The sequence below is a fragment of the Streptomyces sp. NPDC021622 genome, assembly GCF_040640795.1.
In the GTDB taxonomy this organism is placed as follows: Bacteria; Actinomycetota; Actinomycetes; order Streptomycetales; family Streptomycetaceae; genus Streptomyces.
In genome coordinates, this window is record NZ_JBFACK010000001.1 from 21,931 (window position 1) to 36,966 (window position 15,036).

Genomic DNA, 15,036 nt, shown 5'->3' on the forward strand with positions numbered 1-15,036 from the left:
GGCCCCTCGTCGTACGGCTGCTACTGCTACGGCTACTTCTTCTTCGCTTGCGCGCACTCCGCGCACGTACCGAAGATCTCCACCGTGTGCGCCACGTTCACATATCCGTGCTCGGACGCGATCGTCTCGGCCCACTGCTCCACGGCCGGGCCCTCGACCTCGACCGCCTTGCCGCACACCCGGCAGACCAGGTGATGGTGGTGGTCGCCGGTGGAGCAGCGGCGGTAGACCGACTCGCCCTCGTCCGTGCGCAGCACGTCGACCTCGCCGGCGTCGGCGAGGGACTGGAGCGTTCGGTAGACCGTCGTCAGGCCCACCGAATCGCCTTTGTGCTTGAGCATGTCGTGCAGGTCCTGCGCACTGCGGAACTCGTCCACCTCGCCCAGGGCCGCCGCCACCGCGGCACGCTGCCTGGTGGACCGGCCTCGTACCGGGGGTCCCGCAGCTGTTGTCACAGGTGCCTCCTCAACTGAAAACGTCGCACGATCGCCCGCACATCTGTCGTATCCCGTGGGGCCATTGTGCCAGCTCGCTCTCAGACGGTGGCCTTGCCGGCCGAGCGCCGGGCATCGGGGACCTCCGCCGTGCAGGTCGCGGCCTCGGTCGTCGCCAGGGTCCTGGCCCGGCGCCTCGCGAGCGGCGTCGCGAGAGCGGTGAGGACAACGAAGACGCCGATCGCCATCAGGACTATCGTCGCCCCGGGCGGCACGTCCTCGTAGTACGACGTGACCGTGCCGGACAGTGTGACGGCCGTGCCGATGACCACCGACAGGACGAACGTCACCTTGAAGGAGCGGGTGATCTGCTGGGCCGCCGCGACCGGCACCACCATCAGCGCGCTCACCAGAAGCAGGCCCACGACGCGCATCGCGACCGTCACCGTCACCGCCGCCGTGACCGCGATGAGGAGGTTCAGGGCGCGCACGGGCAGCCCCGTCACCCGCGCGAACTCCTCGTCCTGGCTCACCGCGAACAGCTGCTTGCGCAGCCCGACCGTGACCAGGACCACAAACGCCGCGAGCAGGCAGATCGCCGTGACGTCGGAGTCGGAGACCGTCGAGAGCGAGCCGAAGAGGTACGAGGAGAGGTTCGCGTTGGAGCCGGTGTCCGAGAGGTTGATCAGCAGGACACCGCCCGCCATGCCGCCGTAGAAGAGCATCGCGAGCGCGATGTCGCCGCGTGTCTTGCCGTACGCCCTGATCAGCTCCATCGTCACCGCGCCGACGATCGCGATCAGCGTCGCCATCCACACGGGGCTGGAGTTGAGCAGGAAGCCGAGGCCGACGCCCGTCATGGCGATGTGGCCGATGCCGTCGCCCATCAGGGCCTGGCGGCGCTGGACGAGGTAGATGCCGATGGCGGGGGCCGTGATGCCGACCAGGACGGCGGCGATCAGTGCCCGCTGCATGAATGCGGTCTCGAGGATTTCCATGATCAGGTCAGCAGTCCCGTGCGGATCGGCTCGCGCTCGTCGGCCGAGTGCGGATGTACGTGGTCGTGGCCGGGCAGGGCGTGCTGGCCGACCGCCTTCGGGGGCGGGCCGTCGTGCGTCACACAGCCGTCGCGCAGCACGACCGCGCGGTCGATCAGCGGCTCGAGCGGGCCCAGCTCGTGCAGGACAAGGAGGACCGTCGTGCCCGCCGCGACCTGCTCGCGCAGCGTCGTGGCGAGGATCTCCTGGCTTGCCAGGTCGACGCCCGCCATCGGCTCGTCCATGATCAGCAGCTCGGGCTCGGAGGCCAGCGCGCGGGCTATCAGGACCCGCTGGTGCTGGCCGCCGGAGAGGGCGCTCACGGAGTCCTTGGCGCGGTCGGCGAGCCCGACGAGCTCGATGGCCCGGTCGACCGCCGCACGGTCCGCCTTGGTCGTCCACCCCAGCTTCGCCAAGTTCGTACGCGAGAGACGCCCGGCCGAGACGACCTCGCGGATCGTCGCGGGGACGCCGCTGGCGGCCGTGGTGCGCTGCGGGACGTAGCCGATGCGCGACCACTGCCGGAAGCGCTTCAGGGGCGTACCGAAGAGGCCTATGTCGCCGCCCGTCAGCGGGACCTGGCCGATGACCGAGCGGACGGCGGTGGACTTGCCCGAGCCGTTCGCGCCGAGCAGGGCGACGACCTCACCGCGCTTGACGGTGAGGTCGATGCCGCGCAGCACGGGGCGCGCGCCGAGCGTGGCCGTGGCCGCCCGCACGGATATGACGGGCGGGGTGTCCGCTCCGGACGTGGCTCCCATGGCGTGTGCCTCCGATGCTGCCGACTGCCGTGCGGTCACTTCGCGCCGAGGGCCTTCTCGAGCGCGGCGAGGTTGGACTCCATGACCTCTACGTAGTTATCGCCCTTGGACTTGTCCGTGATTCCCTCCAGCGGGTCAAGGACGTCCGTCTTGAGGCCGGTGTCCTTCGCGAGGGTCTTGGCGGTCTTGTCGCTGGCGAGCGTCTCGAAGAACACCGTGGAGACGTCGTCCTCCTTGGCGATGCCCTGGAGCTCCTTGATGCGGGCGGGGCTCGGGTCCGACTCGGGGTCGAGGCCTGCGATGCCCTCCTGGTCCAGGCCGTAGCGCTCGGCGAGGTAGCCGAAGGCGGAGTGCGTGGTGATGAAGGTCTTGGTCTTGGTGTTCTTCAGGCCGTCCTCGAACTTCGTGTTCAGGCCGTCCAGCTTCTTGACCAGGTCCTTGGTGTTCTTCTTGTACGCCGCCGCGTGGTCCGGGTCGGCCTTCTCCATCGCCTTGCCGACGCCCTCGGCGACCTCGGCGTACTTCACCGGGTCGAGCCAGATGTGCGGGTCGGCGCCGGCTTCGCCCTCTTCGGAGTGCTCGTCGCCGTGCTCGTCGCCGTGTTCGTCGGAGTGCTCTTCGCCCTCGTGGTCGTGGCCGACCTCGGTGCCGTGCTTCTCCAGCTTGGTGAGGGTCGCGGCGTCCACGGTGTTCTTCACGCCGGACTGGCCGATGGCGTCGTCGACGGCGGGCTGGATGCCCTTGAGGTAGAGGATGAAGTCCGCTTCGCCCAGGGAGGCGGTCTGCTTCGGGCTGAGCTCGAGGTCGTGCGGCTCGACGCCCGGCTTGGTCAGGGTCTCCACGGAGACGTGGTCGCCGCCGATCTCCTGGGCCAGGAACTGCATGGGGTAGAACGACGCGATCACATTCAGCTTGCCGTCGCCGTCCTTGTCCGCCGCGTCGGAGGACGAGCAGGCGGAGAGGGTCGTGAGGCCGAGGACCGTGACGGAGGCGATGGCGGCGGTGGGTATGAGGCGGCGTACGTTCATGACACTCATTTTCAACAAATCTGGAAACGATTGTCAACTAGCGGGCGCTGCGGGCTCTACTCGGGAACCGATTTGATTAGGGGGGTAAGGCCGCCGGTAACCTGAAGCATTCGCTTCGCCCACCGTCGTAATGAAGAGAGCACCGTGGCCGCCGACAAGATCGACAGCATCGTCAGCCTGAGCAAGCGCCGTGGCTTTGTTTACCCGTGCAGTGAGATCTACGGCGGCCAGCGTGCCGCCTGGGATTACGGGCCGCTCGGCGTCGAGCTCAAGGAGAACCTCAAGCGCCAATGGTGGCGCTACATGGTCACTTCGCGCGAGGACGTCGTCGGTATCGACTCGTCGGTGATCCTGGCGAGCGAGGTCTGGCAGGCCTCCGGCCACGTCGCGACCTTCTCCGACCCGCTCACCGAATGCCTCTCCTGCCACAAGCGGCACCGCGCCGACCACCTGGAAGAGGCGTACGAGGCCAAGCACGGCCGCGTCCCGGAGAACGGCCTCGCCGACATCAACTGCCCCAACTGCGGTACGAAGGGCCAGTTCACCGAGCCCAAGCAGTTCTCGGGCATGCTCGCCACGCACCTCGGCCCCACCCAGGACAGCGGCTCCGTCGCCTACCTGCGCCCCGAGACCGCGCAGGGCATCTTCACCAACTTCGCCCAGGTCCAGCAGACTTCGCGCAAGAAGCCGCCGTTCGGCATCGCGCAGATGGGCAAGTCCTTCCGCAACGAGATCACGCCCGGCAACTTCATCTTCCGGACCCGCGAGTTCGAGCAGATGGAGATGGAGTTCTTCGTCAAGCCGGGCGAGGACGAGAAGTGGCAGGAGTACTGGATGGAGCAGCGCTGGAACTGGTACACCGGCCTGGGCCTGCGCGAGGAGAACATGCGCTGGTACGAGCACCCGGCCGAGAAGCTCTCGCACTACTCCAAGCGCACCGCTGACATCGAGTACCGCTTCCGCTTCGGCGGCAGCGAGTGGGGCGAGCTGGAGGGCGTCGCCAACCGCACGGACTACGACCTCTCCGCGCACTCCAAGGCGTCGGGCCAGGACCTGTCCTACTTCGACCAGGAGGCCGGCGAGCGCTGGACTCCGTACGTCATCGAGCCGGCGGCGGGCGTGGGCCGCACCATGCTGGCCTTCCTCCTGGACTCCTACATCGAGGACGAGGCCCCCAACGCCAAGGGCAAGCTGGAGAAGCGCACGGTCATGCGCTTCGACCACCGCATCGCCCCGGTGAAGGTCGCGGTGCTGCCGCTTTCTCGTAACCCGGAGCTGTCCCCGAAGGCCAAGGGCCTCGCGACGGCCCTGCGCCAGAACTGGAACATCGAGTTCGACGACGCGGGCGCCATCGGCCGCCGCTACCGCCGCCAGGACGAGATCGGCACGCCGTACTGCGTGACGGTCGACTTCGACACCCTGGACGACAACGCGGTCACGGTGCGCGAGCGCGACTCGATGAAGCAGGAGCGGGTCTCGCTGGACCAGATCGAGGGCTACCTGGCCAGCCGCCTGGTCGGCTGCTGAGGACCAGACACGTCCAGACACGTCCAGACACTCTGGCGTTCGCTGAGTGAAGCTTGAAGGAAGCCCCCGGTTCCAGGTACGGAACCGGGGGCTTCTGCTGCACACTGTTCGCCATGCCTTCGATGACCACGAGCAAGGTCAGCAGATGGGACCAGCACGGGCGCGAACACGTCGTGCACGTGCAAAAGGCGGGCGTCCAACGCCAGTTGAGCTGCGACACGTGCGGCTGGGAGAAGCGGGTGCAGTTCCTCCCGTGGCTCAAGGCGGAGGAACACCTCGCCGAGGAGCATCAGGCGACGGTGGATCCTTCGGTGCCGTGACACTTCCGTCTCCGGAACACCCCTACGACGTACGACACCTACGACCAGCGGAGCACGTTGGACGGGCCGTCACCCGGCCTTCCCCGGCGTCGGGTTCATCACGATCCCCGAACTGTGCTGGCGGCGCTTCGAATCGGCCTCCGACGTCGTACAGGTCGGTCAGCGCCCTCTCCCGACGAATGGTTCGGGCAGGTCGCTAGCTCTAGGGGCGTGTGTGCGACGGCCGGGCATGGGCACCGATGGGTGGTTTGGGTGCTTATGGTGTCTTAATGAGGTTCGTACCTTGGTGGGCCGTGCTCTCGTCCGGGTGCGCGCCTCTTCTGCTGGTCGGTGGCTGGTCGGTCGCGGCGGTACTGCACGGGCCCGGCTACGACCCGGCCACGGAGACCATCAGCGTCATGGCGGCCGACGGAGCTTCCGGACGGTGGGTGCTGACCGGGGTGCTGCTGGTCCTGGGGATCTGTCACCTCGTCACCGCTTGGGGACTGCGCCCGGCCGCACCTGCCGGGAGGGTCGCGCTGGGCTGCGGCGGGGTGGCCGTGATGGGGATGGGCCTGTCCCCGGTTCCGGAGAGTGGGGGTTCGCTGGTGCACGGCTGGGTCGTCGCCGTCGGCTTCGCACTCATGGCGCTGTGGCCGGTCCTGGCGTCCGACCGCGGGGCAGCCGCCCCCTGGGCGCTACGGCCCGCGCTGTCGCTCGCGGTGTGCCTGCTGATGGGAGCCGGCGCGGCGTGGTTCCTGATCGAACTGCATCGCCAGGGCACCGCCGGCGTGGCCGAACGCGTCCTGACCACCGCCCAGACGGCATGGCCCTTCGTGGTGGTGGCGTCCTGCAGGGCCAGGGCGCCCCTCGGACGGACGAGTGAGACGGACCGTATGGACCAGGCGGACCAGGCGGACCAGGCGGACCGGACAGATCGGCCGTGAATCGGGCCTACGGCGTGTCTGATGGATCGGTGACGACAAGCCGGAGAGCGGCTCGTTCGAAGTGGTGTGGGGTGATCTAACCGACGCGGAGCGAGCTCGGCTGGAGCCGCACTTGCCGAAGGACGAACGGACCGGGGCCGCAGCACCCCGGTGCGGTCACCCTTGCCGCGATCAGGCTATGGGTGCGTTGATGACCCGCCCGGACAGCCCCTCAGGAGGCGCGCGGAGCGAGCCCCGTCGCCGCGAAGGACACCATGTCCCGGGATGTTGTGCCGTCGGTGATCCACCAGTGCGTGGGGCCCTCCCCGTACGTGCCGAATATCTGGCCGGACGCCCAGTTGAGGATCAGCTCGTCCTTGCCGTCATCGTCGAAGTCGGCGGCCCCCGCGGGCCGGGTGTGCCGCCATTTCTCAGGTCCCTTCTGCACGTTGCGCTGGACAGAGGTGCGCTTGTCGCCGTCGATGAGGGTGGCACCTTCGTACGTGGCGACCAGGACGCCGTCGCGGCCGTCGCCGTCCGGGTCGGCGGTCACGAAACCGCCGGGCCCGTAGTCGGTGCCCGCGCCCTCGGGCACCTCAGGCAGCCGGTGCTTGACGCGTTTGCCGCCACTGCCGGGGTACACGTCGAGCGATCCGACGACGTCACGCGATGTGGAATCGGCTTCGGGCTCGTTGTTGTGGCTGCCGTCGTCCCCGACGGCCACATCGCGTAGCCCGTCGCCGTCGAAGTCGCCGAACGCGTGGGCGTTGCCGGCGCGCAGCTGATGGCCGTTCGCGGCCAGGCCGGTGCCGCGGCGGGCGGGGTAGAGGATGTTGTCGGACTGCTCGCCGTCGCTGATGCCGTGCAGCAGCAGGGAGGTCGCGCGCGGCTTGCCGGACGGGTCGATGGCGTCCACGACGAGTTCGCCCTCTTCCGGCAACGACAGGCTGGTATCGGTGCGGGCCGGCGCACCGGACCGCGTGAACGGGCCGTACAGCACCACCAGGGGCGACTTGTCCAGGGACAACTCGGTCCTCGCGTGCGCCGCGAGGTCGTGGTGCCCGTCCCCGTCGAAGTCACCGCGCACCACTTGCTCAAGGCCCAGCTCCGACGCGCTCTGCGGCAGCCGCACCGGCGTCGGCTTTCCCCCTGCCTTGGGCCCGCCGGGGCCGCCCCAGGCCACGTACGGGGCGGTGCGGTGATCGTCCGCCCCGTTGTTCGGCACGTGCTTGTCCCTGACGGTCGTGACGAAGTCCGGGAAGCCGTCGCTGTCCAGGTCGGCTACATCCAGGTCGACGACGGCTTTCGGCGAACCCGGCAGGTCACGGCTGTTGTAGAGCGTGCGGGTCGCGGGGTCGAGCCCCTTCGCCGAGCCGTAGAGCACGGCGAACTGCCCGCCGTCGGGCAGTCCCCCGCCGGGGAGGGGCACCATGAAGTCGCGGTACCCGTCGCCGTTGATGTCGTCGGGGTCCTTCGAACCCTGCCCGGAGGCCGGCGCCCGGCTCTCGGCGGGCGCGCTGGGCACCGGGACTTCGGGGCCCGTTCCGCCACCGCCGCATCCAGCGAGCGGGGCGAGAACGCTCACAGCGAAGGCCGACAAGGCAACACGAGACTTCATCCACCCACCCTCACACCCCCGTCCGCGCCCACTCCAGCGGGGTGATTCAACTGTTGCCCAGTCGTTGACCGACGGAACTTGGCACACCCGACCGGCCCGACACGCTCTAGGGCCCTAGGGGCTGTCCGATGAGTCCCGTGAACGCGGACTCTGTTGTACGACCCATCGGGCAGTGCCCGAGGCGTGCCGGAAAGGTGTTGCTCAAGTTCGGCTGGCCGCGTTACGGTCACTGCACTCTGAAGATCACGCTCTCTGGAACCCAGGTCGCAGAACGGGAGCAAGCCCGCGCACAGCTGCGCGGAGCCACGGAGGGGCGGCACCCGATTTGGTATGCCCTCCGGAGGATTCACCCCATGAAGATCGGTCTCGGCCTTCCCATCGACGACCCGGCCCTGCTGCTGAGCTGGGCCAGGCGCGCTGACGTCGGCCCGTTCAGCACCCTCGGCTTGCTCGACCGGCTCGTCTTCGACAATCCCGAGCCTCTCATCACCCTCGCGGCTCTCGCCGGCGCCACGTCCCGCATCCGCATCCAGACCGAGGTACTGATCGCGCCCCTCCACAACACCGCGATGCTCGCCAAGCAGACCGCGACCCTCGACCGTGTGTCGGGCGGCCGTTTCACCCTCGGCGTCGGCGTTGGCGGTCGCGAGGACGACTGCCTTGCCGCGGGCATCGACATCCACCGCCGGGGCCGCCGCCTCGACGAGCAGATGCCCCTGCTGCGCCGGGCCTGGTCCGGCAAGCCGTACGGCGAAGGTATCGGCCCCATCGGCCCCCTGCCCGCGACGCCCGGCGGCCCGGAGGTGCTGTTCGGCGGCTTCGCCCCGGCGGCGATCGAACGGGTCGGACGGTTCGGCGACGGCTTTCTTGGCGCCGCGCTGCCGCCGCAGTACATGGCCGGCCTGTTCCGCGACGTCGAGGCGGTCTGGGAGAAGCACGAACGTCCCGGCCGACCGCGCCTGGTGGCCCAGGCGAACGTCGCCCTTGGCCCAGAGAGCACCGTCGAACAGGCCCGGCAAAACATCCGCGCCTACTACGATTTTGGCGGCCGCGCAGACCACGTGGCGAACGGTCTTCTCACCACGCCGCAGGAAATCCGTGAGGCGGTCGACGCCTTCATCGGTATCGGCGCCGACGAGGTCATGCTCTACTGCTGGTCCTCGGACGCCGACCAGGTCGACGGCCTCGCCAGCGTATTGTTCTAGCCCCGCGCGCGGAGCCAGAGCCGGACGGCAGCGACAGTAACGGTGCCGTGAAAGACATAGGCCCGCTTGTCAAAGCAAGTCGCCACCGCTCGGAACATCTTGAGCCGGTTGATCGTCCGCTCAACCTCGTTCCTGCGACTGTCTCGCAACGGATCGAACCTGGTGGGCCGACCGCCTTGGCTGCCACGCCGCCTGCGGTTGGCCCGCTGGTCCTTGCGCTCGGGAATCGTGTGCTGGATCTGCCGCCGTCTCAGGTACTGGCGGTTGCGGCGGGAACTGATGGACAGCGGACGGCAGGCCCCATCACTCGCCAGATGGATTTCGGTGGTCAGCCCGCCGCGTGAACGGCCTACCGCCTCGTCAGCCCGATGTTGGACGGGCCGACTGCGTCGCCCCGGTATCCACATCGACGGGAACGACCTTCTAGCGGGGCAGTTACTGATCTCTTCGGCGGGATGTCGGGTAGTGACGATGGGTGATCCCTGCGGTACCCCGTGGGTATGCGGTACGCGCAGGGTGGAGGGCTGACCGCGGAACGGCAGCAGTTCCGTGAGCGGATTCGCCGGGAGGCCGGTGGGCGGTTCGCGTGCGGTGAGAAGACCGCAGCGATCGCGAAGGATCCGCGGGTGGGCGAGCGGTAGGTGGAACGCTGGCGGCGCGCGTGGCGGGAGGGCGGCATGGAGGCCCTCGCCTCCAAGGGCCCGCCCAAGCTGCCCCGGCTTTCCGACGCACAGTTCGCCGAGCTGGAGGGTGAGTTGTCGCGGGGCCCGGCCGCGCACGGCTGGGAGGACCAGCGATGGACACTCCTGCGCATCAGGGCAGTGATCGCCCGAAAATTCCGGATTGCCTGCTCGACGGCGGGGGTGTGGCGGTTGATGCACCGGCACGGCTGGTCCTGGCAGTGCCCGGCCCGCCGGGCACTGGAGCGCGACGAGCACGCGGTGGCCCTGTGGAAGAAGGAGGTATGGATGCAGGTGGAAGCACCGCGGCGGCGCTCGGAGCCTTCATCGTCTTCGAGGACGAGGCCGGATTCTCGATGACGCCGCCCCGCGCCCGCACTTGGGGCCGACGCGGACACACCCCGACGGTCCGGGTCCGCGGACGCTCCCGGCGCCGCATCTCAATCGCTGCCCTGTGCTGCTACAAGTTCGGCGAACCGTCCCGGCTGATCTACCGGCCCCGCTTCCACATGCCCTTCAAGGGCGCCCGCCGGAGCTTCGCCTGGACCGACTACATCCAGCTCGACGCCCCCATCGTCCTCATCTGGGACAACCTCAACACCCACCGTGCCGCGGACATGCAGCAGTACGCTGCCGATCACGACTGGCTCACCATCGTGCAACTCCCCTCCTACGCACCGGATGTGAATCCGGTGGAAGGGATCTGGTCGCTGATGCGTCGCGGCCCGCTGGCCAACACCGCCTTGGCTCCACCCACCTACACCAACATCACGCCGAAGAGATCAGTAACCGACCCCGCCGGCTCTGCTTCTTCGGTGGCGGCAGCGGCAGCACTCTGCCCATGGAACTGGGCCTCACTGGCAAAGGTCAGAGTGAGCGCCGTTGCGCAGCTCGGCCCCCAACTCGTCATGGTCAAGCCGGTATTGGCAGGGCCGAGACGGGTCGTTGACGGGCTCGGCGTGCGAAGGCGCGGGATCACGCGTGGCGTTCTGCCCCAAGGCCCAAGGCGTCGTCCCTGGATGCGCGACTCATTTCGCTGGCGTCGACGAGCGTGCCGAGCGCGCGTACGCGGAAGGACTTCTGTCGGCTCGCTTCCCCCAGTGACTGGACGGTGTCGCACCACTGGTCGAGGTCGGAGGACGCGCTTAGCTCGGCGGAGCGTGCCTTGGCGCGGCGGGAGGCCCGCGCCCAGTTGTTCGGCTCGCTCAGGGAACTCAGGGCGTGGATCCAGGCGTTGAGGTCGTCGCGGTAGGCAAAGATTCCCGCCTCGCCCAGGGACTCGACCAGGCCCGGGGTGGGGTGGGCGATCACCGGGATGCCGGAGGCGAACGCCTCCACCGCCACCCGCCCCCAGGACTCATACAGGCTCGGCATGAGCATCACCCGCGACCGGGAGTAGACGTGCTCGCGCATCTCCTTTCCCGAAACACCGTCCAGGACTTCGCAGTTGGGCAGGCGTGGCGGCGGCCCGATCTGGTCCCCGTACGCGCCCCGTACCCCCAGGAACTTCCACTCCGGCGACCAGGCGGCGACCTGCCAGAAGATCTCGCTGCCCTTGTCGGGGTTCAGGTTCACCAAGGTCGCGCACTCGCCCGGTTCGGTGCGGTACTCCTCCGCGATCACAGGAGGGCGCACGACGATCGAGTGCCGGGGCTTGAACTCCGCCGGGTAGCGCGCATAGAAGATCTCGCCGTCCCGCCGGATCCACTCGCTGTTGTAGACCACGAGATCAGCTCCCGCCGCGTGGTGGTAGCTCGCGGCGAAGTTGTCGTGACAGATCACCACCACGGGGATCTGGCGGGGCTTGGCGAGGCCTGAGACGAGGGGGACGTTCTCGAAGTGGGACAGGAGCACGTCCGCCTTCTGGGCGGCGGCGGCGAAGTGGGCGCCCTGCTGGAACGGGACGACGCGCACCCCGTCGATGACGTAGCTCTTCTCCGTGGCTCCGGGATGGGACAGCCAGACGGTCACCTGGTGGCCGCGCTCGGCCAGGGGGCGGAGCATCGAGTGGAGCATCCACTCGGATCCCGCGTTGTGGTCGGGTGGATATCCGTACACCCGGGCGGCGATGGACATGCTCCGTGACCTGGGGGGTGTGGCCAGCCTGTGCGGGCGGGATGCCACCGTGTCCACGTGTAGGTACTCCCTCCGGATGGGGTAGTGAGCCGTGGTGCGGAGGCCCTCCGGTGGGGAGGGCCTCTACGGTCACCCGGTCTGCCGGGTCGGTCACCCGGTCTACTGAGCCGTGATGCGGATCAGGGAGGAAGCCGACGTCTGGTCGCCCACTTGGAAGCTCAGGCTCGTGTCCTCCAGGGGGGTGCTGGCGGAGGCGGCCACCTGGACCAGGGCGCCGGACTTCGACCCCGGTCCCAGCAGCGCCAGGTCAACACGCTCGAAGGTGAGCGTGTGCCCGTGCTCCGACAAGGTCCCCTCGTAGGAGCCCACTTGCTGCCACTGGCCGTCTCGCACGGCCCCCACGATCAGCTGGGCGGAGGTGAACTGCAGCCCCTTCCCCGGCGGAAGGCTCACGCTGACCCGCTGTACGGGGACGGTGCCGCCCCCGACGTTCTGCAGTTCCACACCGGCGTACTTGGCCTCGCCCCCGCGGACCAGCGTCACCGGCCCTCCCGGTGAGACCGACAGCCGGCCCGGGGCGAGGGGAGCCGTGTACCGGTAGTAGACGCTGCCGAGCTGGAACGCGTCCTCGGGCTTGGCCTGGTCCCAACTCAGGCTGCTGGGCGAACCGTCGGGGTTGGTGGCCTGCGGCCACACCAGGAACCGGTAGTAGCCCGGCTTGTCGCCCAGCTGCCGCAGGTCGAGCGCGGGCAGCGTCACCTTGCGGCCCGTACCGCTGTCCCGGTGGCCCTCGGCTTTGAGTAACTGCGGGGTCAGGGTGTCGTGGGAAGGCGTGCCGTCCTCGTGGATGAGCTGGTAGTACACGTGGTCGCTGTTGTTGCCCGGCACGTCGGGCTCGCTCTGACGCAGGTTGACCAGGTCGACGATGAACTTGTCGCCGGGGATGCGGCCGTTGTCCGACACATAGCCGAAGCCGGCCTGGCTGTAGCCGTTGGGCGAGCCACCCCAGTTGCTGTCGTACGGCAGCCGGACGAACGGCCGCCCCACCAGCTCCGGGTCGCTCTTGCTCCAGGCGCCGGCGAGCACCTCGATCTCCGGCTTCGCCGTACGGACCTCCCCGTTGTCGAGAGTGACGTCGACGCGGACCTGGTACTTGGTGCTGTAAGCCGGGCGCGGGTCGGTGTCGACGTTCAGGTCGCCGCGGAGGGTGAAGGTGATGACGTCAGAGTCCGCGAGGAAGGTGAGGTCGATGATCTCGTACTGCTCACCGGTGCCGCCGGAGCCGCGCTTGTTGTACGTGGCGCCCGTCTCCGCCCGGTCATTGCCGGTGTAGGAGTACTTGATCTCCTTGATCTTCACACCCACCGGGACGCGAATGCGGCCGTCGTAGCGGAACTCGCTGTCCCAGGTGGAGAAGCGGTTCGCGTGACCGAGGGTGCGGATGCCCGTCCATTCCGGGTCCGTGGTGTCGTTGCGCTGGGGTGTCACTGGAGCGGTCATGCTGGGGCCCTTCCTTCCGTGAGAGTTCCTGTTGCCGCGCTACTGAGCCACGACATGGATGGTCGAGGAGCGCGAGGTCTGGCCCCCTACGCGGAAGCCCAGGGTGCTGTCTCCCAGAGGGGCGTCGGCGGAGGCGTTCACCTCGACCAGGGCACCGGACTTCGCCCCCTTGCTCGGCAGCGCCAGATCAACCCGCTGGAAGGCGAGAGTTCGTCCGTCCGGCGTCAAGGTCCCCTGGTAGGAGCCCATTTCCTTCCACTGGGTGCCCTGCATGACCCCCACGACCAGGCGGTCGGAAGTGAACTGCAGTCCCTGAGGTAGGGTCACGCGAACCTTCTGCGAAGGGACGTCGCCGTCTCCGACGTTCTGGAGCACCACACCGGCGTAGCCGGAGGCGCCTGCGCGTACGAGCGTCACCGGCCCACCCGGCGACACCGAGAACCGGGCGGGAGCGGGAACGCCCTCCACCTTCCGGATCCGGTTGTTGTCGGTGTCGGCGATGTAGAGGCTGCCGCCGGAACCCACTACGACATCACCGGGAGTGTCGAGGGCGGCCTCGACGGCCGGGCCGCCGTCCCCGGCGAAGGCCTCGGTGCCATCGCCTGCCACCGTGGTGATCGTCTCGGTCACCGCGTCCACCCGCCGCACCCGGTGGTTCTCCGTGTCGGCGATGTAGAGGTTGCCCTCGGAGTCCACCGCGACGCCGGTGGGACGGTCGAGGCGGGCCTTGACGGCCGGGCCGTCGTCACCGGCGAACCCGCTCGAGCCGTCGCCTGCGACCGTGGTGATCGTCTGGGTCGCCGCGTCCACCCGCCGCACCCGCCTGTTCCACTGGTCGGCGATGTAGAGGTTGCCCTCGGAGTCCACCGCGACATCGCGGGGGAAGTTGAGGGCGGCCTCGACGGCCGGTCCGTCGTCGCCGCCGTAGCCCTCGTTGCCGTTGCCCGCAACCGTCGTGATCGTCTGGGTCGCCGCATCCACCCGCCGCACCCGGTTGTTTTTGGTGTCGGCGATGAAGAGGTTGCCTTCGGAATCCACGGCGACGCCGTTGGGACGAACGAGGTAGGCCTCAACAGCCGGCCCGCCGTCACCGGCGAAGTAGTCGCCGTGGTAGTGCCCTGCGACTGTGGTGATCGTCTGGGTCTGCGCGTCCACCCGCCGCACCCGGTTGTTGCCGGAGTCGGCGATGTACAGGTTGCCGTCCGAGTCCAGCGCGATACGGGTGGGTGCGTTGAGGGCGGCCTCGATGGCCAAGCCGTCGTCGCCGCCGAAGCCCCGGTTGCCGTTGCCCGCGACCGTAGTGATCGTCTCGGTCTGCGCGTCCACCCGCCGCACCCGGTCGTTCTCGGTGTCGGCGATGTACAGGTTGCCGTCCGAGTCCAGCGCGGTGCCAAGGGGACGGTAGAGCGCGGCCTTGACGGCCGGCCCGTCGTCGCCGTAGGAATCATCGGTGCCGTCGCCCGCCACCGTGAAGATGGACGCCTCACGTGCTGCGGTCGAGGTGCCTTCGAGCTCACTCATCGCTTGCTCCTTCACTCGGGACATACCAGATGCAGGCAGCCACATCGCCGCCCACCCGACTCGTGCGTAATTGAACGCAAAGTTGCTGATCTGGCGGTGACCAGCCGAACCAGGCTGACCCTGGGCGGACTTCTACGGAAGGGGACCAGGTGTGCGAATGTTGTTCCCTGCCACCCATGCGACTCGCTCGGGCCCGTCTCAGCTGACGACCCCTGTCACACGCGCACCCCGGAAGCTCCGCTTCCCCTCTCCACGCGCCCCGCGATGCAACTTTCGCCCCGCCCATGGCCCCGGGCATCACACGCCAAGACGATCCACTATGACTGGGACCTGCCCGGGAGGATCAGGCCAGGGGGCTCGGAATCTTCGATGACCGGGCGCCGGGGTGCCGAACTACCGCTCCGCTGGCCCAAGGAACTACGGC

At 68.7% G+C, this 15,036-nt stretch carries 14 protein-coding genes and 3 pseudogenes; 8 read left to right on the forward strand and 9 right to left on the reverse strand.

Features of this window, described 5'->3' with window-relative positions; genetic code table 11:
- Window positions 1-32: 32 nt before the first annotated feature.
- The 4 genes from AB0G47_RS00140 to AB0G47_RS00155 form a co-directional block, all read right to left on the reverse strand.
- Window positions 33-455 (reverse strand): transcriptional repressor, encoded by a 423-nt coding sequence (locus tag AB0G47_RS00140; RefSeq protein ID WP_360762212.1) that lies wholly within the window; start codon window positions 453-455, stop codon window positions 33-35.
- A gap of 80 nt (window positions 456-535) precedes the next feature.
- Window positions 536-1,432: a metal ABC transporter permease gene (locus AB0G47_RS00145; RefSeq protein ID WP_360762215.1), complete on the reverse strand. Its 897-nt coding sequence runs from the start codon at window positions 1,430-1,432 to the stop codon at window positions 536-538.
- A gap of 2 nt (window positions 1,433-1,434) precedes the next feature.
- On the reverse strand, window positions 1,435-2,232 hold the full coding sequence (locus tag AB0G47_RS00150; protein ID WP_360762218.1) for a metal ABC transporter ATP-binding protein: 798 nt from the start codon (window positions 2,230-2,232) through the stop codon (window positions 1,435-1,437).
- Window positions 2,233-2,267: 35 nt separating this feature from the next.
- Window positions 2,268-3,260: a zinc ABC transporter substrate-binding protein gene (locus tag AB0G47_RS00155; RefSeq protein WP_360762221.1), complete on the reverse strand. Its 993-nt coding sequence runs from the start codon at window positions 3,258-3,260 to the stop codon at window positions 2,268-2,270.
- Between the two features lie 144 nt (window positions 3,261-3,404).
- Between AB0G47_RS00155 and AB0G47_RS00160 the strand changes: the two genes are divergently transcribed.
- The 4 genes and pseudogenes from AB0G47_RS00160 to AB0G47_RS00175 all read left to right on the forward strand — a co-directional run bounded on the left by AB0G47_RS00160 (window position 3,405) and on the right by AB0G47_RS00175 (window position 6,033).
- Window positions 3,405-4,787, forward strand: coding sequence for a glycine--tRNA ligase (locus AB0G47_RS00160; RefSeq protein ID WP_266867192.1), 1,383 nt, complete (start codon window positions 3,405-3,407; stop codon window positions 4,785-4,787).
- Between the two features lie 113 nt (window positions 4,788-4,900).
- Window positions 4,901-5,107: a hypothetical protein gene (locus AB0G47_RS00165; protein WP_266867194.1), complete on the forward strand. Its 207-nt coding sequence runs from the start codon at window positions 4,901-4,903 to the stop codon at window positions 5,105-5,107.
- A 70-nt stretch (window positions 5,108-5,177) separates the two neighbouring features.
- Window positions 5,178-5,273 (forward strand): annotated as a pseudogene (locus tag AB0G47_RS00170) (30S ribosomal protein S1); the annotation flags it as partial.
- A gap of 103 nt (window positions 5,274-5,376) precedes the next feature.
- Entirely contained in the window at window positions 5,377-6,033 is a 657-nt protein-coding gene (locus AB0G47_RS00175) for a DUF998 domain-containing protein (protein ID WP_360762225.1), read from the forward strand.
- A 211-nt stretch (window positions 6,034-6,244) separates the two neighbouring features.
- On the opposite strand, the gene AB0G47_RS00180 is transcribed toward AB0G47_RS00175, so the two are convergent.
- Window positions 6,245-7,630, reverse strand: a complete 1,386-nt coding sequence (locus AB0G47_RS00180; protein ID WP_360762228.1) for a hypothetical protein — start codon at window positions 7,628-7,630, stop codon at window positions 6,245-6,247.
- Between the two features lie 353 nt (window positions 7,631-7,983).
- Between AB0G47_RS00180 and AB0G47_RS00185 the strand changes: the two genes are divergently transcribed.
- A complete protein-coding gene (locus AB0G47_RS00185) occupies window positions 7,984-8,835 on the forward strand; it encodes an LLM class flavin-dependent oxidoreductase (RefSeq protein ID WP_360762231.1) in 852 nt (283 codons plus the stop codon).
- On the opposite strand, the pseudogene AB0G47_RS00190 reads toward AB0G47_RS00185, so the two are convergent.
- Window positions 8,832-9,236, reverse strand: a pseudogene (locus tag AB0G47_RS00190) (transposase); the annotation flags it as partial. The gene AB0G47_RS00185 and the pseudogene AB0G47_RS00190 overlap by 4 nt on opposite strands.
- A 99-nt stretch (window positions 9,237-9,335) precedes the next feature.
- On the opposite strand from AB0G47_RS00190, the gene AB0G47_RS00195 reads away from it, so the two are divergent.
- The 3 genes and pseudogenes from AB0G47_RS00195 to AB0G47_RS00205 form a co-directional block, all read left to right on the forward strand.
- Window positions 9,336-9,476: a hypothetical protein gene (locus AB0G47_RS00195; RefSeq protein ID WP_360762233.1), complete on the forward strand. Its 141-nt coding sequence runs from the start codon at window positions 9,336-9,338 to the stop codon at window positions 9,474-9,476.
- Entirely contained in the window at window positions 9,477-9,875 is a 399-nt protein-coding gene (locus tag AB0G47_RS00200; RefSeq protein ID WP_360762235.1) for a winged helix-turn-helix domain-containing protein, read from the forward strand.
- A pseudogene (locus tag AB0G47_RS00205) lies at window positions 9,872-10,270 on the forward strand (transposase); the annotation flags it as partial. The gene AB0G47_RS00200 and the pseudogene AB0G47_RS00205, both read left to right, overlap by 4 nt.
- A gap of 220 nt (window positions 10,271-10,490) precedes the next feature.
- On the opposite strand, the gene AB0G47_RS00210 reads toward AB0G47_RS00205, so the two are convergent.
- From AB0G47_RS00210 to AB0G47_RS00220, 3 genes are all read right to left on the reverse strand, one after another.
- Window positions 10,491-11,591, reverse strand: coding sequence for a glycosyltransferase family 4 protein (locus AB0G47_RS00210; protein ID WP_360762237.1), 1,101 nt, complete (start codon window positions 11,589-11,591; stop codon window positions 10,491-10,493).
- A 159-nt stretch (window positions 11,592-11,750) separates the two neighbouring features.
- Window positions 11,751-13,091: a hypothetical protein gene (locus tag AB0G47_RS00215; RefSeq protein WP_360762240.1), complete on the reverse strand. Its 1,341-nt coding sequence runs from the start codon at window positions 13,089-13,091 to the stop codon at window positions 11,751-11,753.
- A 39-nt stretch (window positions 13,092-13,130) separates the two neighbouring features.
- Window positions 13,131-14,612 (reverse strand): NHL repeat-containing protein, encoded by a 1,482-nt coding sequence (locus AB0G47_RS00220; protein WP_360762242.1) that lies wholly within the window; start codon window positions 14,610-14,612, stop codon window positions 13,131-13,133.
- Window positions 14,613-15,036: the final 424 nt, after the last annotated feature.